The organism is Streptomyces sp. NPDC059788 (assembly GCF_042732265.1).
Taxonomy (GTDB): Bacteria; Actinomycetota; Actinomycetes; order Streptomycetales; family Streptomycetaceae; genus Streptomyces.
In genome coordinates this window covers 97,423-118,750 of record NZ_JBHWHY010000018.1, presented here as the reverse complement: position 1 = coordinate 118,750, position 21,328 = coordinate 97,423, and the positions used below count along the sequence as shown (strand labels likewise).

The 21,328-nt window shown below is 71.1% G+C and carries 25 protein-coding genes, 1 tRNA gene and 1 riboswitch; of the genes, 18 read left to right on the top strand and 8 right to left on the bottom strand.

Annotated elements, in window-relative coordinates; translation table 11 throughout:
- Positions 1-75 precede the first annotated feature (75 nt).
- Positions 76-387 (top strand): hypothetical protein, encoded by a 312-nt coding sequence (locus ACFV57_RS17790; protein WP_385232388.1) that lies wholly within the window; start codon positions 76-78, stop codon positions 385-387.
- 396 nt (positions 388-783) lie between these two features.
- Here ACFV57_RS17790 and ACFV57_RS17785 read toward each other — a convergent pair whose 3' ends face one another.
- On the bottom strand, positions 784-1,380 hold the full coding sequence (locus ACFV57_RS17785) for an isochorismatase family protein (RefSeq protein WP_385232385.1): 597 nt from the start codon (positions 1,378-1,380) through the stop codon (positions 784-786).
- A 237-nt stretch (positions 1,381-1,617) separates the two neighbouring features.
- Positions 1,618-2,946 (bottom strand): nicotinate phosphoribosyltransferase, encoded by a 1,329-nt coding sequence (locus tag ACFV57_RS17780; RefSeq protein WP_385232382.1) that lies wholly within the window; start codon positions 2,944-2,946, stop codon positions 1,618-1,620.
- An 81-nt stretch (positions 2,947-3,027) separates the two neighbouring features.
- Between ACFV57_RS17780 and clpS the strand changes: the two genes are divergently transcribed.
- The 11 genes from clpS (at position 3,028) to ACFV57_RS17725 (ending at position 11,978) form a co-directional block, all read left to right on the top strand.
- Positions 3,028-3,387, top strand: coding sequence for an ATP-dependent Clp protease adapter ClpS (gene clpS, locus ACFV57_RS17775; protein WP_385232379.1), 360 nt, complete (start codon positions 3,028-3,030; stop codon positions 3,385-3,387).
- Positions 3,387-4,016 (top strand): DUF2017 domain-containing protein, encoded by a 630-nt coding sequence (locus ACFV57_RS17770; RefSeq protein ID WP_385232376.1) that lies wholly within the window; start codon positions 3,387-3,389, stop codon positions 4,014-4,016. The genes clpS and ACFV57_RS17770 overlap by 1 nt, the downstream gene beginning before the upstream one ends.
- A 423-nt stretch (positions 4,017-4,439) precedes the next feature.
- On the top strand, positions 4,440-5,936 hold the full coding sequence (locus ACFV57_RS17765) for an amino acid permease (RefSeq protein WP_385232373.1): 1,497 nt from the start codon (positions 4,440-4,442) through the stop codon (positions 5,934-5,936).
- A gap of 90 nt (positions 5,937-6,026) precedes the next feature.
- The gene (locus tag ACFV57_RS17760) at positions 6,027-6,449 is read left to right on the top strand and encodes a Mov34/MPN/PAD-1 family protein (RefSeq protein WP_385232370.1); all 423 of its coding nucleotides are present in this window, start codon (positions 6,027-6,029) and stop codon (positions 6,447-6,449) included.
- Positions 6,450-6,517: 68 nt separating this feature from the next.
- Positions 6,518-6,589, top strand: a riboswitch (cobalamin riboswitch).
- A gap of 59 nt (positions 6,590-6,648) precedes the next feature.
- A complete protein-coding gene (locus tag ACFV57_RS17755; protein ID WP_385232367.1) occupies positions 6,649-7,653 on the top strand; it encodes an ABC transporter substrate-binding protein in 1,005 nt (334 codons plus the stop codon).
- 5 nt (positions 7,654-7,658) lie between these two features.
- On the top strand, positions 7,659-8,705 hold the full coding sequence (locus ACFV57_RS17750) for a FecCD family ABC transporter permease (RefSeq protein WP_385232364.1): 1,047 nt from the start codon (positions 7,659-7,661) through the stop codon (positions 8,703-8,705).
- Positions 8,702-9,562: an ABC transporter ATP-binding protein gene (locus ACFV57_RS17745; RefSeq protein ID WP_385232361.1), complete on the top strand. Its 861-nt coding sequence runs from the start codon at positions 8,702-8,704 to the stop codon at positions 9,560-9,562. The genes ACFV57_RS17750 and ACFV57_RS17745 overlap by 4 nt, the downstream gene beginning before the upstream one ends.
- Positions 9,559-10,344 carry a hypothetical protein gene (locus ACFV57_RS17740; RefSeq protein ID WP_385232358.1) on the top strand — a complete coding sequence of 262 codons (786 nt, stop codon included), beginning with the start codon at positions 9,559-9,561 and terminating at the stop codon, positions 10,342-10,344. Before ACFV57_RS17745 ends, ACFV57_RS17740 begins: the two co-directional genes overlap by 4 nt.
- A gap of 100 nt (positions 10,345-10,444) precedes the next feature.
- Complete coding sequence (locus tag ACFV57_RS17735; RefSeq protein WP_385232355.1) at positions 10,445-10,558, top strand: putative leader peptide; 114 nt, start codon at positions 10,445-10,447, stop codon at positions 10,556-10,558.
- A gap of 164 nt (positions 10,559-10,722) precedes the next feature.
- Positions 10,723-11,028: a MoaD/ThiS family protein gene (locus ACFV57_RS17730; protein WP_385232352.1), complete on the top strand. Its 306-nt coding sequence runs from the start codon at positions 10,723-10,725 to the stop codon at positions 11,026-11,028.
- Entirely contained in the window at positions 11,028-11,978 is a 951-nt protein-coding gene (locus tag ACFV57_RS17725; protein WP_385232349.1) for a PLP-dependent cysteine synthase family protein, read from the top strand. The genes ACFV57_RS17730 and ACFV57_RS17725 overlap by 1 nt, the downstream gene beginning before the upstream one ends.
- A gap of 119 nt (positions 11,979-12,097) precedes the next feature.
- Here ACFV57_RS17725 and ACFV57_RS17720 read toward each other — a convergent pair whose 3' ends face one another.
- The gene (locus tag ACFV57_RS17720; RefSeq protein ID WP_385232346.1) at positions 12,098-12,604 is read right to left on the bottom strand and encodes a type II toxin-antitoxin system PemK/MazF family toxin; all 507 of its coding nucleotides are present in this window, start codon (positions 12,602-12,604) and stop codon (positions 12,098-12,100) included.
- Between the two features lie 353 nt (positions 12,605-12,957).
- On the opposite strand from ACFV57_RS17720, the gene ACFV57_RS17715 reads away from it, so the two are divergent.
- Positions 12,958-13,710 (top strand): MBL fold metallo-hydrolase, encoded by a 753-nt coding sequence (locus tag ACFV57_RS17715; RefSeq protein WP_385232343.1) that lies wholly within the window; start codon positions 12,958-12,960, stop codon positions 13,708-13,710.
- A gap of 77 nt (positions 13,711-13,787) precedes the next feature.
- Here the strand turns inward: ACFV57_RS17715 and ACFV57_RS17710 are convergent, their stop codons facing one another.
- Positions 13,788-15,056 carry a PTS transporter subunit EIIC gene (locus tag ACFV57_RS17710; RefSeq protein ID WP_385232340.1) on the bottom strand — a complete coding sequence of 423 codons (1,269 nt, stop codon included), beginning with the start codon at positions 15,054-15,056 and terminating at the stop codon, positions 13,788-13,790.
- A gap of 427 nt (positions 15,057-15,483) precedes the next feature.
- Positions 15,484-16,794, bottom strand: coding sequence for a PTS transporter subunit EIIC (locus ACFV57_RS17705; RefSeq protein WP_385232337.1), 1,311 nt, complete (start codon positions 16,792-16,794; stop codon positions 15,484-15,486).
- 227 nt (positions 16,795-17,021) lie between these two features.
- On the opposite strand from ACFV57_RS17705, the gene ACFV57_RS17700 reads away from it, so the two are divergent.
- The 5 genes from ACFV57_RS17700 (at position 17,022) to rdgB (ending at position 19,740) form a co-directional block, all read left to right on the top strand.
- The gene (locus ACFV57_RS17700; protein ID WP_385232334.1) at positions 17,022-17,255 is read left to right on the top strand and encodes a glucose PTS transporter subunit EIIB; all 234 of its coding nucleotides are present in this window, start codon (positions 17,022-17,024) and stop codon (positions 17,253-17,255) included.
- Positions 17,256-17,567: 312 nt separating this feature from the next.
- A complete protein-coding gene (gene rph / locus ACFV57_RS17695; protein WP_385232331.1) occupies positions 17,568-18,299 on the top strand; it encodes a ribonuclease PH in 732 nt (243 codons plus the stop codon).
- A gap of 122 nt (positions 18,300-18,421) precedes the next feature.
- Positions 18,422-18,586, top strand: a complete 165-nt coding sequence (locus ACFV57_RS17690; protein WP_385232328.1) for an SCO1431 family membrane protein — start codon at positions 18,422-18,424, stop codon at positions 18,584-18,586.
- A gap of 116 nt (positions 18,587-18,702) precedes the next feature.
- Positions 18,703-19,128, top strand: a complete 426-nt coding sequence (locus tag ACFV57_RS17685) for a hypothetical protein (protein ID WP_385232325.1) — start codon at positions 18,703-18,705, stop codon at positions 19,126-19,128.
- A 9-nt stretch (positions 19,129-19,137) separates the two neighbouring features.
- Positions 19,138-19,740 (top strand): RdgB/HAM1 family non-canonical purine NTP pyrophosphatase, encoded by a 603-nt coding sequence (gene rdgB / locus ACFV57_RS17680; protein WP_385232322.1) that lies wholly within the window; start codon positions 19,138-19,140, stop codon positions 19,738-19,740.
- Between the two features lie 48 nt (positions 19,741-19,788).
- Here rdgB and ACFV57_RS17675 read toward each other — a convergent pair.
- The 3 genes from ACFV57_RS17675 to ACFV57_RS17665 form a co-directional block, all read right to left on the bottom strand.
- A tRNA-Leu gene (locus ACFV57_RS17675) sits at positions 19,789-19,871 on the bottom strand.
- Between the two features lie 50 nt (positions 19,872-19,921).
- Entirely contained in the window at positions 19,922-20,581 is a 660-nt protein-coding gene (locus ACFV57_RS17670; protein ID WP_385232320.1) for an HNH endonuclease signature motif containing protein, read from the bottom strand.
- Positions 20,578-21,240 (bottom strand): HNH endonuclease signature motif containing protein, encoded by a 663-nt coding sequence (locus ACFV57_RS17665; protein ID WP_385232317.1) that lies wholly within the window; start codon positions 21,238-21,240, stop codon positions 20,578-20,580. Before ACFV57_RS17665 ends, ACFV57_RS17670 begins: the two co-directional genes overlap by 4 nt.
- Between the last annotated feature and the right edge of the window lie 88 nt (positions 21,241-21,328).

Below are 21,328 nucleotides of genomic sequence, written 5' to 3'. Positions count from 1 at the left end.
CCTAGCGGGCGGCGGCCGTTCGCGTTTAGATGCATCCTGCGAGCTCTTGTTGACACCGAGTCTTACGGGGAGACCATGCCCACAACCGGAGGAGGGTTCATCAGGCTTCCGGGCGGAAGCGTGGTGGTCGCCCTCGCCCTGCCCAGACCGGGCGACAACGGACACCGCGTCCGCGTCCTGGTCCACGCCGTGAACCGCCAGCGCGCCCTGACCAGGCTGCGCAACCTGGGCCTGCGCGCGGTCTACCTCCGCGGCAACACGGAACCCCCCACCCCGGACGAGATCACCGCCGTCCTCCACCACCCCGACGGCCTGGTCTGGCGCGAAACCCCCGAAGACGACACAGAATCCTGGCACCCGATACGAGCACTGCTGAGATCGGCGTAGCCCCCCCCAGGCCCCAAGCCCAGTCCCCACCCCGCGACGGCGAGACAGTCGCGTACGGCCCGACACCCCCGGTGGGAGCCTCCCCCCCCACCCACGACGGCGGGAAGGTCCCGTACGGCCCGACAATCCCCCCGGAGGAGGCCCCCACCCACGGCGGGCGAGACAGCCCCCTACGGGCCCGGCAATCCTCCAGAGGAGGCCCCCAGCCACGACGGCGGGAAAGCCGCCCACGGCGCGGGGCTCGGGTCCACGCAGGGGTCTCCCCGCAGAGCAGCCGGGTATCTGGGTTCACTATGACCACACCGATGACGTGCACGGTGTCGAGGAGTGACCCCTGCGTGGGCCCGAGCCCCCCACCCACCGGACAGAAAGCGCACACCGCACCCCCCCACGGCGTCAGGCCGCGAAGATCACCGGCTTCCCGGTCATCTCAACCCCAGCCCCCCGCATCTCCTCCACCGCCCGCTCCGTCGTCCCCACAGCCACCCCCGCCGTAAGCTCCAACAACACCCGCACCCGAAACCCCTCCCGCACCGCATCCACCGCCGTAGCCCGCACACAGTGATCCGTGGCCAGCCCGACCACATCCACCTCGCTCACCTGATGCGCCCGCAGCCACTCCGCCAACGGCCGCCCGTTCTCGTCCACGCCCTCGAAGCCGCTGTAAGCGGCAGAATGCGCGCCCTTCGAGAAGACCGCGTCCACCGCCCCGGAAGCCAGCGCCGGCGCGAAGTTCGGATGGAAGCCGCTGCCCTCCGTGCCCGCCACGCAGTGCGGCGGCCAGGAGTTCTCGTAGTCCGGGCGCACGGAGAAGTGATCGCCGGGATCGATGTGGTGATCGCGCGTCGCCACGACGTGCTGGTAGCCGCTGCCCCCGGCCTGCCCCACCAGATCCGTGATGGCGGCAGCCACATCCGCACCACCTGCCACGGCGAGGCTGCCGCCCTCGCAGAAATCGTTCTGCACATCAACGACGATCAATGCCCGGTGCATGGTACGAGCCTTCCGGCTGGAGAGCGGGGATCAGGGGAACGAGGGACGAGGAACGACGCGGCGGGAAACGACGACGCGGCGGAAAACGACGACGCGGCGGAAAACGACGACGCGGCGGAAAACGACGACGCGGCGGGAAACGACGAGGCGAGAAACGGACGCAACACGGTGTGACCGAGGGTAGCCACAACGCCCGCCGAGTGGGAGTGGGCACCGGACGCCCGCGGGCGCACCCCCTCACACCTGCTCCGTGGGCAGCACCGCCTCCCCCCGAGACAACTGCGTCGCGGACATCGGCAACCCGCCCCGCGCGGCGATATGCCGCTCCCGCACCGCGTCCAGCGGCTCGCGGGCGACCACCTCACCGCCGCGCACCAGCGGCACCGCGAGCAGCCGGTCGGCCAGCTCCGGCGGTACCGGCCCGGTCCCGACGACCTCGGCCTCGGCGACGCCGTGCTCGTCCAGCCGGCGCGCCGCCCACTTGCGGCCGCCGAGCGACGCCTTGCCGCCCATGGACTTCTTCGCGACCGGCCGCAGCGGCGCGTCCGGCGCGTCGCTGTCGGCGCGGGCGACCAGCTTGTAGACCATCGAGCAGGTCGGGTGCCCGCTGCCGGTGACCAGCTGCGTACCGACGCCGTACGCGTCCACCGGCGCCGCCGCGAGCGAGGCGATGGCGTACTCGTCCAGGTCGCTGGTCACGACGATCCGCGTGTCGCGGGCGCCCAGCTCGTCCAGCTGCTGCCGTACCCGGTGGGCGAGCAGCAGCAGGTCGCCGGAGTCGATGCGTACGGCGCCGAGGCCCGGACCGGCCACCTCCACGGCGGTGCGGACGGCCTCGGTGACGTCGTAGGTGTCCACGAGCAGCGTCGTGCCGCTGCCGAGCGAGTCGACCTGCGCCCGGAACGCGTCCCGCTCGCTGTCGTGCAGCAGGGTGAAGGAGTGGGCGCTGGTGCCGACGGTCGGGATGTTGTAGCGGAAGCCGGCCGCGAGGTCCGACGTGGAGTGGAAGCCGCCGACGTACGCCGACCGGGCGGCGGCGACCGCCGCCAGCTCGTGGGTGCGGCGGGCGCCCATCTCGATCAGCGGCCGGCCGCCGGCCGCGACCGCCATGCGGGACGCGGCGGCGGCCACCGCGGAGTCGTGGTTGAGGATGGAGAGGATCACCGTCTCCAGGAGGACGGCCTCGGCGAAGGTGCCTTCCACGCGCATGATGGGCGAGCCGGGGAAGTACACCTCGCCCTCCGGGTAGCCCCAGATGTCGCCGCGGAAGCGGAAGTCGGCCAGCCAGGACAGCGTGCGTTCGTCGAGGATGCCGCGCTCGCGCAGGAAGCCCAGGATCGTTTCGTCGAAGCGGAAGTTCTCCACCGCGTCCAGGACCCGGCCGGTGCCGGCGACGACGCCGTAGCGGCGTCCTTCGGGCAGGCGCCGCGTGAAGACCTCGAAGACCGAGCGGCGGTCGGCGGTCCCGGACCGCAGCGCGGCCTGCAGCATGGTGAGTTCGTACTGGTCGGTGAAGAGCGCAGTCGACGGCACGGCCACCGGCAGCCCCAGGTCTGCTGTGTTCATGGTGAGGATGCTACCTCTCATACTCGTCACTCTGACGATTTCCCCGGGCCGTTTGTGCGATGCCCCACCACGGGTGGCAGCATGGAGACCGTGAGCGCCGACCCGTCTGCCACCATCGCCCTTCGATCGACGCGCTGCGCGCCCAGCGCTCCCGTGGAGATCGAACGACCCGAGTCCAGCGAGGCACCCTTCGAGGTGCCCGAGCCGGACGTGCCCTGGGTCACGCTGGTGCACAACGACCCCGTCAACCTCATGAGCTACGTGGCGTACGTCTTCGAGACCTACTTCGGCTACTCGAAGGGCAAGGCCAAGCAGCTCATGCTCGACGTTCACCACAAGGGACGGGCGGTCGTCTCCAGCGGCAGCCGCGAGGAAATGGAGCGCGACGTGCAAGCGATGCACGGCTACGGCCTGTGGGCGACCCTCACGCAGGACCGCTGATGGCCGGCCACTTCGAGCCCCTGCCCGGCGGCGGCGCGGCCGCCCCCCTCGACGAGGTCGAGATCTCCATCCTGCGCAGCCTCGCCGTCCAGCTCATGGAGCTGATCGGGCCGGGCGAGGAGGCGGCCGAGGGCGCCGACCCGCTCGCCGCGCTGTTCACGGACGGCCCCAGCGAGCCGCCGTCCGACCCGGCGCTGGCCCGGCTCTTCCCGAACGCCTACGGCGGCCCGGACGAGGTGCCGGACGACGCCGCGCACGCCGCCTCGGCCGAATTCCGCCGCTACACGGAGAACGACCTGCGCACCCGCAAGCGCGAGGACGCCCTCGCGGTCGTACGGGCCCTGGACGCCCTCGGCCCGGTCGGCGGGGCGCGCGGCGCGGACGGGGAGGGTGCCGCGGAGGCGGCGGACGGCGCCGTGCTGCGGCTGAAGCCGGACGAGTCCCGGCAGTGGCTGGGGGCCCTGAACGACCTCCGGCTGGCCATCGGCACCCGTCTGGAGGTCACCGACGAGGACGAGAGCGGCGAGCTGCTGCGGCTGCCGGACAGCGATCCGCGCAAGCCGATGGTGATGGCGTACCTGTGGCTGGGCGCCCTCCAGGAGAGCCTGATCGAGACACTGACGGCCTGATCGCGTACGGTCGGCTTCCGGCCACGTACGGACCGCCTCCCGGCCCCGCCCCGTACGGACCGGCGGGCCCGGCTCCGTACGGACCGGCGGCCTCCGCGCCCCCGGCCGTCCGCCCCCGGACGCGCCGGTCGCGGGGCTCCGCTCAACGGACGCTCAAATCCGGATAACGATCGCGTCACCGACCCTGACTACCCAGCAGCCCATTCCAGCATTTATCCTACTTTTCTTGTGATCGGCTCCAAGACATCACTGGTAGATGTCCAAGGGGCCGTGATAGATGTTCACGACCTGCCGTGAGTGACGCCACCCCTGTTGCTCCGGGAGCGCTTGGCCGGCCGACCGTCGGCGTGCACGAACTCCATCCGGGGGGATCGGAACCCGATCCGGACAGACCGGGTCGGAATGGAGAAGGGCGCACCACTCATGACCTCTGTGCAGGTCGAAAAGGAAACCGGCGGCGACGCCGCAGCGGGATCTGCCTCGGAAGAGGGTTACCAGCGGGGGCTGGGAAACCGGCAGATCCAGATGATCGCCATTGGTGGCGCCATCGGAACCGGCCTGTTCCTCGGGGCGGGCAAGGCGATCTCGAAGGCAGGTCCCAGCATCATCCTGGCCTACGCCATCGTGGGCCTGGTCATCTTCTTCATCATGCGGGCCCTGGGCGAGCTGCTCATGTACCGCCCGGTGTCGGGCTCCTTCTCGGAGTACGCCCGCGAATTCCTCGGCCCGTTCATGGGATTCGTCACCGGCTGGACGTACTGGCTGTTCTGGGTGGTCACCGGCATCACGGAAGTGACTGCAGCTGCCACCTATGTGCAGTACTGGAACAAGGGAATACCCCAATGGGCGTCCGCCCTGGTGTTCACGGTCGCCCTGTTCGGTATCAACCTGATCTCCGTGAAGCTCTTCGGCGAGCTGGAGTTCTGGTTCTCGATGGTCAAGGTCACCGCGATCATCGGCATGATCCTCATCGGTCTCGGCGTGATCACCATCGGGTTCTCCGACGCCGGTGACACCGCTTCCTTCAGCCTTCTGTGGTCGGACGGCGGATTCTTCCCGAAGGGCATCGGCGGCACGCTGATGACCCTGCAGATCGTGATGTTCGCCTTCCTGGCGGTCGAACTCGTCGGCGTCACCGCGGGCGAGGCCACCAACCCGAAGAAGGTCCTGCCCAAGGCCATCAACACCGTGCCGTGGCGGATCGGCCTCTTCTACATCGGCGCGCTCATCATCATCCTGTCCGTCGTCAGCTGGACGGTCTTCAAGCCGGGCGTGAGCCCCTTCGTCGCGGCCTTCCAGCAGATCGGCCTGCCGGCCGGCGCGGCCATCGTCAACTTCGTCGTGCTGACCGCGGCGCTGTCCTCGGCCAACTCCGGGATGTACTCCACCGGCCGGATGCTGCGCGACCTCGCGCTCAACGGCCAGGGCCCCAAGCTGTTCACCCGCCTGAGCAAGAACGGCCTGCCCACCTGGGGCACCGGCGTCTCCGTCGCGATGATGCTGTTCGGCGTGTGGATCAACTACCAGTGGCCGGGCAAGGCGTTCGACCTGGTGGTCTCGTTCGCGACGATCTCCGGCATGTGGGCCTGGATCATGATCCTGATCTCCCAGCTGCGCTACCGCGCCAAGGCCAACCGCGGCGAGCTGCCGCAGTCGGAGTTCAAGGCGCCCGGCGCCCCGTACACCTCGATCTTCGCGCTGGCCTTCATCGGCATGGTCATCGTGATGATGGGCGTGGACCCGGACGCCCGCGTCTCGCTGTACGCGGCGCCGTTCTGGGCGCTGGTCCTGGGCGTCAGCTACCTGGTGCTCAAGTCCCGCAACCCCGACATGTTCGCCAAGGGCCCGCTCGGCGCCGCCTCCTCGAAGGCCGCCGGACAGGGCGGCGAGGCGTCCGGTCAGGGCGGCAAGAAGGACTGACGGCGGCCCGCCGAAGGCAGGCTGTCCGGCATGTGGGCCGGTCCGTACCAACCCTCGGTACGGACCGGCCCGCGTCCTATTCTTGGGCCCATGCTGACCCTTACCAAGGCCCTGCACGACCGGATCGTGGCACACGCCCGCGAGGACCACCCCGACGAGGCCTGCGGCATGGTCGCGGGCCCGGCCGGCAGCGGCCGCCCCGAGCGGTTCATCCCGATGCTCAACGCCGCCCGCTCGCCCACCTTCTACGAGTTCGACTCCCAGGACCTGCTCAAGCTCTACCGCGAGCTGGACGACCGGGACGAGGAACCCGTGATCATCTACCACTCGCACACCGCGACCGAGGCGTACCCCTCCCGCACGGACATCTCCTACGCGAACGAGCCCGGCGCGCACTACGTCCTGGTCTCCACGGCCGACACCGACGACGCGGGACCGTTCCAGTTCCGCTCGTTCCGGATCGTGGACGGCGTGGTCACGGAGGAAGACGTCCAGGTCGTCGACGCGTACTGAGCACCGCGACGGCGGGCACCGCCCGCCCACCTGACACACTGTGCCGCATCACCTCGGGCGGCAGGACCCAGGAACCCGGTGCGAATCCGGGACGGTCCCGCCACTGTGACCAGGCCGCACGGCCAGGAAGCCAGGAACTGACCTGCCGCCCCCCAGCACACCGACCAGGGGACGCGGATCCCCCGGAGGAGGCACGGCCATGGCCCGGTCCAGGTCCCACGGCGCACTGCGCGCGCTCATATCGGCGGCGCTCCTGCTGCCGCTCGCCGCCTGCGGCACCGGCGGCGACGGCGACGGCAAGGCGTCCGGCGGGGCCACGGCCCAGGCGGCCGGCTTCCCGTACACCGTCGAGAACTGCGGCGTACGCACCACCTTCAAGGCACCGCCCGAGCGCGTGGTGACCATGAACCAGCACACCACCGAGATCATGCTCGCCCTCGGCCTCAAGGACCGCCTCGTGGGCACCGCCTATCTCGACGACAAGGTGCTGCCCACGTACGAGAAGGACTACAAGAGCGTCAAGGTGCTCGCCGAGAAGTACCCCGACTACGAGACGCTGCTCGGCGCCAACCCCGACTTCGTCTACGGCGGCTACTCCAGCGCCTTCGACAAGGGCGAGGGCCGCGAACGGGCCGCCCTGGAGAAGTCCGGCATCAGGACCCGCCTGAACATCGAGTACTGCGCCCGCGACAAGACCGGCGTCCAGCAGCTCGCCCAGGAGATCCGCGAGGTCGGCGCCACCTTCGGCGTACGCGACCGGGCCGAGACCCTGGTCAAGAAGGCCGAGGCCACCATCGCCGCCACCAAGGACCGGCTGAAGGGGACCGACCCGGCCTCCGTCTTCGTCTACGACAGCGGCGACAGCTCCGTGCACACCGCGGGCGGCAAGGGCATCGGCAACGAGATCATCTCCATGGCCGGCGGCCGCAACGTCTTCGCGGACATCCCCAAGACCTTCACCGACGTGTCCTGGGAGCAGATCGTCGCGCGCAAGCCCGAGATCATCGTGATCTACGACTACGGCGGCACCCCCGTCGAGGCCAAGCGCAAGCAGCTCCTCGCCGACCCCGCGCTCCAGGACGTACCCGCCGTGAAGAACAAGCGGTTCGCGGTGCTGCCGCTGTCCAGCGCGGTGCTCGGCGTACGCGTACCGGACGCGGTCCGGTCGCTGGCCGGGCAGCTGCACCCCGACGCCTTCAAGTAGCCCCGGTGACCTGCGAGACCGCGGCACCGCCGCGCCGGCTGCGCTACACCCTCGTCCTGGCCGTCCTGCTCGCCGCCCTGCTCGCGGCGGGGCTGGCCGGCCTCGTCCTCGGCGCCGTCCGCATCCCGCCCGGCGACGTGCTGCGCATCCTGACCGGGGACGCGCCGGCCGGCCCGTACCCGACCATCGTGCTCGACGTACGGCTGCCGCGCGTGCTGCTCGGCGCCGTCGTCGGCGCGGGGCTCGCCGTCATCGGCACCGTCCTGCAGGCGCTGGTCCGCAACCCGCTCGCCGACCCGTTCCTGCTCGGCGTCTCCTCGGGCGCCTCGACCGGCGCCGTCATGGTCGTCGTCCTCGGCGTCGGCGGCGGCCTGGCCACCACCGTCTCGATGCCGCTGGGCGCCTTCGCGGGCTCGCTGGGCGCGCTGGTCGCCGTGTACGCGCTGGCCCGGCGCGGCGGGGCCATGACCACCGGGCGTCTGGTGCTGGCGGGCGTCGCGGTGCAGTACATCCTCTCCGCGCTCACCAGCCTCGTCCTGGTCACCTCGGCCGAGGCCGAACACCTGCGGTCGATCATGTTCTGGACGCTCGGCGGCCTCGGCCAGGCCCGTTGGCACACCCTGTGGCTGCCCGCCCTCGTCCTGCTCGCCGGCCTCGCGCTGCTGCTCACCCTCGCCCGGCCGCTGGACCTGCTGCTGGTGGGGGAGGAGGGCGCCACCGTCCTCGGCCTGGACACCGGCCGCTTCCGCGCCGCCGTCTTCGTCCTCGCGTCGCTGGTCACCGGCGTCCTCGTGGCGGCCAGCGGCTCGATCGGCTTCGTCGGCCTGATGGTGCCGCACGCCGTCCGGATGGTCGTCGGCGCCTCGCACCGGGCCCTGCTGCCGGTGGCCGCGCTGGCGGGCGCGGTCTTCGTCGTCCTCGCCGACCTGCTCGCCCGTACCGTCGCCGGCACCCAGGAGATCCCCGTCGGGGTGGTCACCGCGCTGGCCGGCGGACCGTTCTTCCTGTGGCTGCTGCGCCGCACCACCCGTACGGAAGGGATCACCGGATGAGCGAGCGGCCCCGGGCCACGGCCGACGCGGCCCCCGTCGGCGCCGCCCCCGCCGAGCTGCGGACCGAGGGACTGTCGTACGGCGTCGACGGCCGCCACCTCGTCGACGGCGCCGACCTGCACGTCGCGCCGGGCGAGACGGTCGGCCTGGTCGGCCCCAACGGCAGCGGCAAGACCACCCTGCTGCGCTGCGTCTACGGCACGCTGGCCCCCACCCACGGACGGATCACCCTGGACGGCCGCGACCTGGCCGGGTTCTCGGCCAGGGAACGGGCCCGGCGCATCGCCACCGTCCCCCAGGACGGCAGCGGCGCCTTCGAACTGACCGTGCGCGAGATCGTCGCCATGGGCCGCTCACCGCACAAGCGCTTCTGGGAGGCCGACTCGGCGGCCGACGCCGCCCTGGCCGACCAGGCGCTGGCGTGGGTGGGCGTCGCGGAGCTGCGCAACCGTTCCTTCGCCGCGCTCTCGGGCGGCGAGCGGCAGCGCGTCCTGGTCGCGCGGGCGCTCGTACAGCAGCCGTCCCTGCTCGTCCTCGACGAGCCGACCAACCACCTCGACATCCGCTACCAGCTCGACGTCCTCGCCCTCGTGACCTCCCTGGGCACCAGCACCCTGCTCGCCCTGCACGACCTCAACCTCGCCGCGTACTACTGCGACCGCCTGTACGTGCTGCGCGCCGGCCGCGTCGTCGCCCACGGGACGCCGCACGAGATCCTCACCCCCGGCCTGCTGGCGGACGTGTACGGGGTCGCCGCCGAGGTCAGCGTCCATCCGGTGACGGGGGCGCCGACGGTGGTGTACCTGCCGCCGGGCGCGGCGGCCCCGCGCAGCACGGCGACGGCGGAGGAGCGGTGAGCGCGGACGAAGCGCGGCCCGCGCCCGACGGACCGGACGGCCCGCTCGCCGCCCTCGCCGCGCACGGCCCCCGCTACCGCCTCGGGCTCGGCACCCCGCCGCCCGGCGAGACCGGCTGGCTCGCCGCCGACCGGCTGCTCGACCCGTACGGCCCGGAACTGTCCCGCCTGCTGGACACCGAACACCGGGGCAGCGGCCACCGCACGGCCCACGCCGCCGCCCTCACCCTCATCGCGGTCTACGCGGGCCGGGTCACCGCGGCGGCCGTCCTGCACTGGGCGCTGACCGGCCGCGTCTTGGACGTCCGCCCCGAGAACGTCCTCCTGCGGCCGGACCCCGGACACGGCATCGCCGACGTCAGGCTGCGGACGTTGCGCACCCTGGACGGGCCGGGGGAGGACGACGGCGCGGGAACCCTCCAGAACGCCGTCCTCACCCGCCACTTGCTCCCCCTGGCCGACGCCCTGCACCAGCGCACCCGCGCCGGGCTGCGGCAGCTGCGCGGGGGAGTGGCCCACGGCTGCGCGACCGCCCTCGGCGCGTCCCGGGCCGATCCGGCGCTGCTGGCCCGCCGTTGGGCCGCCTTCCTGGACGGGGCGCCCGGCGGCCTCGCCCCGCTGGGCGATGTGGTCACCGTCACACGCCGGGACGGCACCCCGCGCCTGGTCTACCTCCGCCGGACCTGCTGCCTCTTCTACACGAGCGCCGAAGCCGTACGCTGCCTCAGCTGCTGCCTGACCAGCAGGGACGACCGGATCGCGGCGTACGGGAGGCGCCCCTGAGCCGTACCGCCGCCGACCGCGTCCCACCTGTTGTGCACAAACCGTCCGTATCGCAAGACGAGGTTCCAGTCCCCGGACCGGGAATCGATACGATGACCGCATGGTTTTTGACGACGTGAGCGAAAAGACGCCGGGCATTTTGCTTGTGGCGCGGCTGCACGTCGACCTGTGCCGCCTAGCCAGCGCCATCTGTCCGCACCGCGCCGCCGCCTGACGCCGCCGGACACCGGCCGCGCGGCGGTTCCCGCGCGCACCACGCCGTGCGCGCCGCACCGCGCACTCCTGCCCAGCGCCCTCGCGACGCGCGCCCCGAGCCGCGCCGCACACACGCCCGCCCCGTACGTCACCACACGTCACCGCCCTCCCACAGGAGCTCTCATGGCCATCGAGGTCCGTATCCCGACCATCCTCCGCACCTACACCGACGGCCAGAAGGCCGTCGAAGGCAGCGGTGCGACCCTCGCCGACCTCATCGCCGACCTGGAGAGCCGCCACAACGGCATCCGGGAGCGCCTCGTCGACGGCGAGCAGCTGCGCCGCTTCGTGAACGTCTACCTCAACGACGAGGACGTGCGGTTCCTGGAGGGCATCTCCACCAAGCTCAGCGACGGCGACAGCGTCACCATCCTCCCGGCCGTGGCCGGCGGCTCGGGCATGGCGCGCGAGCCCCGGGAACAGCGCTGATGCGGTACGACTCCCCGCTGGCGGCGGTCGGCAACACCCCGCTGGTCCGCCTGCCGCGGCTGTCGCCCTCCGCCGACGTCCGCATCTGGGCCAAGCTGGAGGACCGCAACCCCACCGGCTCGGTCAAGGACCGCCCCGCGCTCCACATGATCGAGCAGGCGGAGAAGGACGGCCGGCTCACCCCCGGCTGCACCATCCTGGAGCCCACCTCGGGCAACACCGGCATCTCGCTGGCGATGGCGGCCAAGCTCAAGGGCTACCGGATCGTCTGCGTCATGCCGGAGAACACCTCCTCCGAGCGGCGCGAACTGCTCGCCATGTGGGGCGCCGAGATCGTCTCCTCGCCCGCGGCGGGCGGCTCCAACACGGCCGTACGGGTCGCCAAGGAACTTGCCGCCGAGCACCCCGACTGGGTGATGCTCTACCAGTACGGCAACCCCGACAACGCCGGTGCGCACTACGCCACCACCGGCCCGGAGATCCTCGCGGACCTGCCGTCCATCACGCACTTCGTGGCCGGTCTGGGCACCACCGGCACGCTCATGGGCGTCGGCCGCTACCTGCGCGAGCACGTCCCCGGCGTACAGATCGTCGCCGCCGAACCGCGCTACGACGACGTGGTCTACGGGCTGCGCAACCTCGACGAGGGCTTCGTGCCCGAGCTGTACGACGAGTCGGTGCTCACCACCCGCTTCTCCGTGGGCTCCGAGGACGCCGTCCGCCGCACCCGTGAACTCCTCGCCGAGGAGGGCATCTTCGCGGGCGTCTCGACGGGCGCCGCCCTGCACGCGGCGATCGGCGTCGCCAAGAAGGCCGTCAAGGCGGGGCGGCCGGCGGACGTCGCCTTCGTCGTGGCCGACGGCGGCTGGAAGTACCTGTCCACCGGCGTCTACACCGCCGAGTCCATGGAGGCCGCGATCGAGACGCTGCACGGGCAGCTCTGGGCGTGAGGCCGTACGGCCGTGAAGGCGTGCGGCCGTGAAGTGGCGCGGCTGTGAAGGCGTGGGGCCGCGGGGCCGTGCGGCCCGGACCGGTCCTCCGGGGGCGGGACGGGGCCCGTCCCACCGCCTCAAGGCCCGGTGAGGCGGCGCACCCGCTTCCACAGGGCCCCGTCCACCGCTCCCGCGGGGCGGCGGAAGTCCCGTAGCGGTACGTCCCGCAGCTCGTCCGTCTCCAGGAAGCTCGCACGGCCCAGCCCGTCCTCGACGGTTCCGGGCGGCAGCGGGAGCACACCCGGCCGGTCCGCGTGGTGCCGGCTGGTGATCTTCGCGACGTGCGCCGTGCCGCCGCGCACCGACAGCACCAGACAGGGCCGGTCCTTCGCGCCCGGCCCGTCCTCGTACGGCACCCGGGCCCACCAGATCTCCCGCGCCCGCGGCGTGCGCCGGCCCGGCTCCGCCGTCGGCGCGGGCCGCCCGCCGGGGCGCGTACGGTCACGCGCCCGCGCTCTTGGCCGAAACCGCACGCCCTGACGCCTTCGCGCGCCCCGCGCCCGAGCCCGTCCGTCGACGATCGCCGCCACCAGCGCCAGCGCGGCCACCACGGCCAGCGCCGGCCACCACCCCGAGACGTCCAAGCCCGCTCCCTCCAAGATCTCGGCCCCGCCGTCGACCGTACCGGCCGCGACCGCCGCGCAGCAGGGCCATACGGGACGGACGGCGCCCTCGTGTAGGCGTACGGGACCGGGGAACCACAGCAGAGGAGCACCGTCCTGTACACACCCACCCGGACTGGTGATTCCGCCCACAGCTCGCCCCGCCGGAGGAGCCACCGGCCCTTTCGCGCCTTACGCTCGTGGGCACCGCAATGACCGCTCAGGACCCGGCAAGGACGCCGCCGGGCGAGGACCGGCGAGGACCCGAGCACACCCCCGCCGGAGCCCCGCATGGACCCGCCGCTCCGCCCCCAGCCACGGAGGTTCACGCCCGCATGAAGCTCACTGTCGTCGGTTGCTCGGGGTCGTTCCCTTCCACGGAATCGGCCTGTTCGAGCTACCTCTTGGAGGCCGACGGCTTCAGGCTGCTCATCGACATGGGCAACGGCGCCCTTGGCGAGCTGCAGCGCCACTGCGGTCTCTACGACCTCGACGCCGTACTCCTGTCGCACCTGCACGCCGACCACTGCATCGACCTGTGCGGCTATTTCGTCGTCCGCTACTACCGGCCCGACGGCGGCCGTTGCGCGCCGATGCCCGTCTACGGCCCGGCCGGCACCGAGCGCCGGCTGACCGCCGCGCACGCGGACCTGCCGAGCGACCAGGCGATGAGCGAGGTCTTCGACTTCCGGACGCTGACCCCCGGCACGTTCACCGTCGGCCCCTTCACGATCCGTACGGATCTGGTCAGCCACCCCGTCGAGGCGTTCGGCTTCCGGATCGAGCACGACGGCAAGTCGCTGACGTACTCCGGGGACACCGGGGTCTGCGACGCCCTGGACGCCCTGGCCGAGGACACCGACTTCTTCCTGTGCGAGGCGTCCTTCACGCACGGCAAGGAGGACATCCCGGACCTCCACCTCAACGGGCGCGAGGCCGGCGCGCACGCCGCGCGCGCCCGCGCGGGGCGGCTGGTCCTGACCCACATCCCGCCGTGGACCGACCCGGGCATCAACCTCCGCGACGCGCAGGAGGTCTTCGAGGGCCCGGTCGAGGTAGCCAAGGCGGGCGCCGTGTACGAAATCTGAACCTTGCCTCCGGCACGCAGCGGGCCCCGCGACCACATGGTCGCGGGGCCCGCTGCGTGGGAGGTGTGGGCCGGGGCCTACTTGCCCTCGATCTTCTGCATCTCGGCGATCTCCTCGTCGGACTCGCGGCCCGGCGTCTTCAGGTTGAACTTGGTGATCGCGAACCGGAAGATCACGTAGTACAGGGCGGCGAAGCACAGACCGACCAGGGCCAGCCCCAGCGGCTTGGTCGCGATGCCCAGGTTCAGTACGTAGTCGATCGCGCCGGCCGAGAAGCCGAAGCCGTCCTTCATACCCAGCGCCCAGGTCAGCGCCATCGAGACACCGGTCAGTACGGCGTGGATCGCGTACAGCACCGGCGCGATGAACATGAACGTGAACTCGATCGGCTCGGTCACGCCGGTGACGAAGGCGGTGAGCGCGAGCGAGAACATCATGCCGCCGACGACCTTGCGGCGCTCGGGGCGGGCGCAGTGCACGATCGCCAGGCAGGCGGCGGGCAGCGCGAACATCATGATCGGGAAGAAGCCGGTCATGAACTGTCCGGCCGTCGGGTCGCCCTGCAGGAAGCGGGCGATGTCGCCGTGCTTGCCCTCGAAGTCACCGGCCTGGAACCAGGGGAAGGAGTTCAGCAGGTGGTGCATGCCGACGGCGATCAGACCGCGGTTGGCGACACCGAAGATGCCCGCGCCGACCGCGCCGGAGCCGACCAGCCACTCACCGAAGTTGTGCAGACCGGCGCCGAGGACGGGCCAGATGTAACCGAAGACGATGCCGATGACCAGGCCCGCGAAGGACGACAGGATCGGGACCAGGCGGCGGCCGCTGAAGAAGCCGAGCCAGTCCGGCAGCTTCTTGCGGCTGTAGCGCTGGTAGATCAGGGCCACCACGATGCCCATCACCACGCCGCCGAGCACCTTCGCGTCGGCGGGCGCGGCCTCCTGGACTATCTTCCCGTCCACCACCTTGGCGATCTTCGGGAGGCTGTCGTCGCCGAACGTCGCCAGCACCTTGCTGAAGACCAGGTAGCCGACGACGGCGGCCAGACCGGTCGAGCCGTCCGCCTTCTTGGCGAAGCCGATGGCGATACCGACGGCGAACAGCAGCGGCATGTTGTCCAGGAGCGCACCGCCGCCCGCGGCCATGAACTCCGCGATCTTGTTCAGGAACGCGGGGAGCGAGTCCTTGCCGAGCATGTCCGGCTGGCCGAGCCGGACCATGAGCGCCGCGGCGGGCAGCGTCGCGATCGGCAGCATGAGACTGCGGCCGATGCGCTGGGCGACGGCCATGGCGCCGGAACCTCGGCGCTTCTTGTCGGGAGCCGCCGTAGCGGTGGCCGAACTCATCGGATTCCTCCTGGTGGGGCGGGCACTCGGAGAAAGGGGGACGGCCCGCCGGCTTGGTCTACACCACTCAGTGGTTTAGACCATTCTTAGCATGTCGCCCACACATAAAGGAATCCGTTGTTCCTCAACGTTTAGATCACGGGGCAAGCGGCCTACAAGGGTCCCCGCTCGACGGGCCGACCGGCCGGGCCGTATCGCCCTGGTGGGGACGGTGAAGGCGGGTACGAATGGGGCGGGTGGCTCGCGCGCGTACGGAGGCGGCGTACGAATGAGGCGAGTGGCTCGGAGGGTACGGGGGGCGTAGCGAGGGGCGTACGGGGGTCTACGGGCGCGGAGGCGCGTACGCCCGGCCCTCACTCCCCGGCTCAGGCCCCCGACCCCAGGCCCGTTCCGCGTCCAGACCCAGGCCCCCGCTCCTTCTGCTCTCCTACTTCGTATTCTCCTTCGTCAGCTCCTCCTCCACTTCCTCCGGCTCGCGCCCGGGGGTGTGCAGGTCGAACTTGGTGATCACGAAGCGGAACAGCGCGTAATAGACGACCGCGAAACACAGCCCGATCGGAATGATCATCCACGGTTTGGTGGCCAGCCCCCAATTGATCACGTAGTCGATCAGGCCGGCCGAGAAACTGAAACCGTCCTTGACGCCCAGCGCCCAGCTCACCGCCATCGACACGCCGGTCAGCACGGCGTGGATCGCGTACAGCAGCGGCGCGACGAACAGGAACGAGTACTCGATCGGCTCGGTCACCCCCGTGACGAAGGAGGTCAGGCCGACCGACAGCATCAGACCGCCGATCTCCTTGCGGCGGTGCGGCTTGGCGCAGTGCGTGATCGCCAGCGCCGCGGCCGGCAGCGCGAACATCATGATCGGGAAGAAGCCGGTGGTGAACTGCCCCGCCGTCGGGTCGCCCGCCAGGAACCGGTTGATGTCACCGTGCACCGACGTGCCGTCCGGCTTCGTGAAATCCCCGAACTGGAACCACATGAAGGTGTTCAAGAACTGGTGCATCCCGATCACCAGCAACGCCCGGTTGGCGACACCGAAGATGCCCGAACCGGTGGCACCCAGATCCGTCAGCCACTTGCTGAAGCTGGTCAGCGCCTCACCGATCGGCGGCCACACCCACAGGCACAGCGCGGCGAAGGCCAGCCCCACGAACGCCATGATGATCGGCACCAGCCGGCGCCCGTTGAAGAAGCCCAGCCAGTCCACCAGCTTCACCCGGTGGTAGCGCTGCCAGATCCAGGCGGCGAAGAAGCCCGTCACGATGCCGCCGAAGACCCCCGGATTCTGGAAGCCCGCCGGAGTGGCCTTGCCGCCGCCGTCGACGCACACCCCGCCCCACTGCCCGGCCGAGGCGTACGCCGAGCCCGCCGCGCAGTCCTGCGGGAACTGGTGCAGCACCGAGTAGTAGACGAGGAAGCCGACCACCGCGGCCAGCGCCGTCGAGCCGTCCGCCTTCTTCGCCATGCCGATCGCCACGCCGACGCAGAACAGCAGCGGCAGACCGAGCGAGGAGTCCAGCAGCGCGCCGCCCGCCCCCGCGAACACCTTCGCCACGTCCTCCCAGCCCAGACCGTCCGCGCCGAAGACGTCCGGCTGGCCGAGCCGGTTGAGGATGCCGGCGGCCGGCAGGACGGCGATGGGGAGCTGCAGGCTGCGCCCCATCTTCTGCAGGCCCTGGAAAAGGCCCGTGGACCGCTTCTTCTTCGGAGCCGCCGCCGCGTCCGTACTCATCTGCGTCCTCCCGGCCGCCGACCCGCAACGGGCCGGCTCGGTACGTGCCGCATACTGGTGGTGTAGACCACTTGTGGTGCGTTTCGGGCCCCCGGAAAGCGCTGCCTGGTGGTCGCCATCTTTCGCCAGACAGCGGGCACGCGCCCGGGTAACTGGGCCGAACGTGCGTTACCGTGTGATCACCGTGCGGCACCGACCGCCGGTGGCCGAGACAAGCAGGAGTGGACATGGCCAGCAAGGCTGAGAAGATCGTCGCCGGGCTCGGCGGCCTCGACAACATCGAAGAGGTCGAGGGCTGCATCACCCGCCTGCGCACCGAGGTCGCCGACCCCTCGCTCGTGGACGAGGCCGCGCTGAAGGCCGCGGGCGCCCACGGCGTCGTCAAGATGGGCACCGCCATCCAGGTCGTCATCGGCACCGACGCGGACCCGGTCGCCGCCGAGATCGAAGACATGATGTGAGCTGACCCGCTCACCCGCCCGGGGCCCCGGCCCGCGCCGCACCAGGCGACGGAACGGGGCCTTCGGCGCGTCGCCGTGTGCCGCCCTTGGGGCGGCCGCGTGGGCTGCGACGCGCGCTGCGGCGCGTACGGCAAATGTACGTACAACTGGCGCGGGTCCCCGGACGAAACCGGCCCTGCTCTGCCCCGCCCCCGCCCTGCCCCGTGCCCGGTCCTGTGCCCGCCCTCCCTGCCCGGCCCCGTGCCCGCCCCCTGCCTCACCCCTCGCCCGTGCCGGAACGAGCCCCTTCACGGAGCCGATAGGGTCGGGGCCATGTCTCGTATCGACGGCCGCACCCCCGACCAGCTCCGCCCCGTCACCATGGAACGCGGCTGGAGCAAGCACGCCGAAGGCTCCGTACTGATCTCCTTCGGCGACACCAAGGTCTTCTGCACCGCCTCCCTCACCGAGGGCGTCCCGCGCTGGCGCAAGGGCAGCGGCGAGGGCTGGGTCACCGCCGAGTACTCGATGCTGCCGCGCTCCACCAACACCCGCGGCGACCGCGAGTCCGTCCGCGGCAAGATCGGCGGCCGTACGCACGAGATCTCCCGCCTCATCGGCCGCTCGCTGCGCGCCGTCATCGACTTCAAGGCCCTCGGCGAGAACACCGTCGTCCTGGACTGCGACGTCCTCCAGGCCGACGGCGGCACCCGCACCGCCGCCATCACCGGCGCGTACGTCGCGCTGGCCGACGCCATCGCCTGGGCGCAGGCCAAGAAGACCGTCAAGGCCGGCCGCCAGCCGCTCATCGGCACCGTCTCCGCCGTCAGCGTCGGCATCGTCGGCGGCGTACCGATGCTCGACCTCTGCTACGAGGAGGACGTGCGCGCCGAGACCGACATGAACGTCGTCTGCACCGGCGACGGCCGCTTCGTCGAGGTCCAGGGCACCGCCGAGGCCGAGCCCTTCGCCCGCGCGGAGCTCAACTCGCTCCTCGACCTGGCCGTGGACGGCTGCGCCACCCTGGACGCCGCCCAGCGCGAGGCACTCGCCCGCACCCTGTGACGCCCGGCGCGGCCGCGGCGCGGGCCCTGCCGGGCACGCGCCCCGTGCCGCGCCCTGTGAGCTTTCCCTCGTGGGATCTGCGTCTCTAGGAATACGGCAGCGGGCCGCGCACCGTGGACCCCATGTCCACTTCCGCTGCCACGGCTGCCGCAGCCGACGCCCCCGCCTCCGCGTCCCGGGCCCGCACCGGCGGCCCCAAGGGCGACTCCAACCTGCTGGAACACCTCGCCGGCTGGACGCTCGTCGTCGTCCTGGCCATGCTGTTCACCCAGACCGGCCTGATGTGACGCGCGGGGCGGGCGCCCCCGCCCCCACCACCCTGGCAACCAAAGGACGCCGGACGGCGTTCTCCCCAATACCGGTGCACCGCCCGTGCGCCGTACCAACAGGGGAGGACCGTTCCATGGCACTGCGCCGCCGCACCGCACTCCGCCGAACCGCAGGCCGCCGCCCGGCGGCCACCACCGCGGCCGTCCTGGCGGCGGCCGCCCTCGCCGTCCCCCTCCTCGCCGCCTGCGGAGCCGTCGACAAGGCCGTCGGCTGCGCCAAGGTCGCCACGACGTTCGTCAACGACCTGGACTCCCTCGCCCAGGACCTGGGCAACGCCGCCGACAGCCCCCAGGACGCCCAGCGCGCCCTCGACCGGCTCGACAAGGACCTCGACAAAATCCAGAAGGCGACGGACGACCCGGACGTGCAAAAGGCCCTCGACGGCCTGTCCAACGCCCTGGACAAGGTCGACGACGCCGTACGCGACGGCAAGGCCCCCGACCTGTCCCCGCTGCGCGACGCGGCCGGGGCACTCACCAAGACCTGCACATCGGGATAATCGGGCCTCATGAAGCGCCTGATTCTCGCCACCCGCAACGCCGGAAAGATCACCGAACTCCGCGCCATCCTGGCCGCCGCCGACCTCGACGTCGAACTGGTCGGCGCCGACACGTACCCGGACATCCCCGACGTCAAGGAAACCGGCGTCACCTTCGCCGAGAACGCCCTGCTCAAGGCCCACGCCCTCGCCCGGGCCACCGGCCACCCGGCCGTCGCCGACGACTCCGGCCTGTGCGTCGACGTCCTCGGCGGCGCGCCCGGCATCTTCTCCGCCCGCTGGGCGGGCCGGCACGGCGACGACGCGGCCAACCTCGACCTGCTCCTCGCCCAGCTCTCCGACATCGCCGACGGCCACCGCGCGGCCCACTTCGCGTGCGCCGCGGCACTGGCCCTGCCCGACGGCACCGAACGCGTCGTCGAGGGCCGCCTCGAAGGCACCCTCCGCCACACCCCCGCCGGCGCCGGCGGCTTCGGCTACGACCCCGTCCTCCAGCCCCTCGGCGACACCCGCACCTGCGCCGAACTGACCGCCGACGAGAAGAACGCCATCAGCCACCGCGGCAAGGCGTTCCGGGAGCTGGTGCCGGTGGTGCGGGAGTTGTTGGGCTGAGGCAAGCAGAAGGGCTGCCCCTCCCTGAGGGGCAGCCCTTCTGCCCAGTGTGGCCGGTGGGATTCGAACCCACACGAGCTAAGCTCACCCGGACCTAAACCGGCGCGCGTCTGCCATTCCGCCACGGCCACCAGCCGCCAGCCATGGTACCGGCTGGCGGCTTCAGTGGGATACGGACGGATCAACGGGCTCTGCGACGAGGGTTGCCTCCCCTGCACCAGGTGCTGGTCGCCGCATGACAGTTGGGGCACAGCAGGCGGAGGTTCTCGGGCCGGTTGTCGCTCCAGTCACCGTTGATGTGGTCGATCTCCAGCGTCATCGGCCGGCCGTGCCACACCGGGCCGGTTCCGCACACCGCGCACTGGTCGGCGAGACCGTTCTCCAGCAATGCCCGTCGCAGTTGCGATGTGCCGGCGCGGCGCCCGGTGTCCTGTTTCTTGAGTACTTCGTGAGCTGATTTCCTGTTGTGCGTCACCTTTCCCCGTTGGTGGGCCTGGCCCAGGAAGTGGCTGGTGTCGATGCCGTACTCGGCGGTCCAACGCCGGAACTGCTTGCGCGTGCAACAGTTCGATGCCCGGTTCACATGTCGTAGAGCTGCCGCCACGGAACAGGAGGAGGTCACGGCCTCCTGGAGCGCCGCCTTCGTGGGGCGCGGGTGGCCCCGTCCCACGGCTTCAAAGTGCGAAACGTCGATGCCGAAGTGGGCGAAGCGCCGGAGAATGTACCTCCGGACCTGCTGGTAGGGGCGGACGCCGACGAAGGCGATGACTTCGTCGATGTTCTTGCAGCGGCGAGCGGCCTCGTCGAGCAGTTCCCTGGTGTAACGCACACCGCTGCTCATCGCCGTACACCCGCCAGCGCGCTCCGAGCCCTTTTGGCGCGTCCGCGATAGGAGTCCGTCACTGAATGGCAGTTGGGGCAGAGAATCCGGAGATTCTCCATCCGGTTGTTCCGCCAATTGCCGTCGATGTGGTCGATCTCCAGCGGGATGGTGCCGCCGCGCCAGTTCGGACCCGTGCCGCACAGCGTGCACTCGTCCGTGGCGCCGCGGGCCAGCATCGCCGTCTTCAAGCGGTTGCTCGGCACCCGGCGGGCACCTGCGGCCGGCATCTCCACCAGCAGACCGGCATCGGAGCGGTGCCGGGTGGCCCGCCTGGTGCGGCTCTTGCCCGTGAAGTGCGAGGTGTCGATCCCCAGCGCCCGGATCCGGCGGCTGATGTGGGTGTGGTGGCCGCCCACCTCCTCGATGCCGAGGTACCGCAGTACTTCACAGACATTCGTGGAGGAGGCCACTGCGGGCTCCAGTACTTCTTTGGTCCAGCGTGCGCCCTCGCTCGCGAAGTGCGAGGTGTCGATTTTCATCAACCTCATGCGCTCACGGAGGTAAGTACGCCGCGAACCCTTCGGATCCACCCCTAATTTGACCAACGCCTCCGACAACGTACGAGACGAAGCCGCCGCCTCGCTCAAGCGCTCCCGGGTATAGGGACTGACCGGCATGTGAACCCCCGTGATGTCTCTCGGCTGTGTGTTGCACCCTCGAACTCCCCAACGCCCCCACCCCTCTCCCGGTTACGCCGAACAGCCC

Bases quoted from the DNA above. Each gene is read 5' to 3' on its own strand.
- ACFV57_RS17780 (WP_385232382.1), bottom strand. From the start codon at position 2,946: ATGAACACAGCAGACCTGGGGCTGCCGGTGGCCGTGCCGTCGACTGCG.
- ACFV57_RS17700 (WP_385232334.1), top strand. From the start codon at position 17,022: ATGGCCAGCAAGGCTGAGAAGATCGTCGCCGGGCTCGGCGGCCTCGAC.
- ACFV57_RS17770 (WP_385232376.1), top strand. From the start codon at position 3,387: ATGGCCGGCCACTTCGAGCCCCTGCCCGGCGGCGGCGCGGCCGCCCCC.
- ACFV57_RS17790 (WP_385232388.1), top strand. From the start codon at position 76: ATGCCCACAACCGGAGGAGGGTTCATCAGGCTTCCGGGCGGAAGCGTG.
- rdgB (WP_385232322.1), top strand. From the start codon at position 19,138: ATGAAGCGCCTGATTCTCGCCACCCGCAACGCCGGAAAGATCACCGAA.
- ACFV57_RS17725 (WP_385232349.1), top strand. From the start codon at position 11,028: ATGCGGTACGACTCCCCGCTGGCGGCGGTCGGCAACACCCCGCTGGTC.
- rph (WP_385232331.1), top strand. From the start codon at position 17,568: ATGTCTCGTATCGACGGCCGCACCCCCGACCAGCTCCGCCCCGTCACC.
- ACFV57_RS17735 (WP_385232355.1), top strand. From the start codon at position 10,445: ATGGTTTTTGACGACGTGAGCGAAAAGACGCCGGGCATTTTGCTTGTG.
- ACFV57_RS17665 (WP_385232317.1), bottom strand. From the start codon at position 21,240: ATGCCGGTCAGTCCCTATACCCGGGAGCGCTTGAGCGAGGCGGCGGCT.
- ACFV57_RS17760 (WP_385232370.1), top strand. From the start codon at position 6,027: ATGCTGACCCTTACCAAGGCCCTGCACGACCGGATCGTGGCACACGCC.
- ACFV57_RS17685 (WP_385232325.1), top strand. From the start codon at position 18,703: ATGGCACTGCGCCGCCGCACCGCACTCCGCCGAACCGCAGGCCGCCGC.
- ACFV57_RS17710 (WP_385232340.1), bottom strand. From the start codon at position 15,056: ATGAGTTCGGCCACCGCTACGGCGGCTCCCGACAAGAAGCGCCGAGGT.
- clpS (WP_385232379.1), top strand. From the start codon at position 3,028: ATGGAGACCGTGAGCGCCGACCCGTCTGCCACCATCGCCCTTCGATCG.
- ACFV57_RS17690 (WP_385232328.1), top strand. From the start codon at position 18,422: ATGTCCACTTCCGCTGCCACGGCTGCCGCAGCCGACGCCCCCGCCTCC.
- ACFV57_RS17705 (WP_385232337.1), bottom strand. From the start codon at position 16,794: ATGAGTACGGACGCGGCGGCGGCTCCGAAGAAGAAGCGGTCCACGGGC.
- ACFV57_RS17715 (WP_385232343.1), top strand. From the start codon at position 12,958: ATGAAGCTCACTGTCGTCGGTTGCTCGGGGTCGTTCCCTTCCACGGAA.
- ACFV57_RS17765 (WP_385232373.1), top strand. From the start codon at position 4,440: ATGACCTCTGTGCAGGTCGAAAAGGAAACCGGCGGCGACGCCGCAGCG.
- ACFV57_RS17745 (WP_385232361.1), top strand. From the start codon at position 8,702: ATGAGCGAGCGGCCCCGGGCCACGGCCGACGCGGCCCCCGTCGGCGCC.
- ACFV57_RS17755 (WP_385232367.1), top strand. From the start codon at position 6,649: ATGGCCCGGTCCAGGTCCCACGGCGCACTGCGCGCGCTCATATCGGCG.
- ACFV57_RS17730 (WP_385232352.1), top strand. From the start codon at position 10,723: ATGGCCATCGAGGTCCGTATCCCGACCATCCTCCGCACCTACACCGAC.
- ACFV57_RS17670 (WP_385232320.1), bottom strand. From the start codon at position 20,581: ATGAGCAGCGGTGTGCGTTACACCAGGGAACTGCTCGACGAGGCCGCT.
- ACFV57_RS17785 (WP_385232385.1), bottom strand. From the start codon at position 1,380: ATGCACCGGGCATTGATCGTCGTTGATGTGCAGAACGATTTCTGCGAG.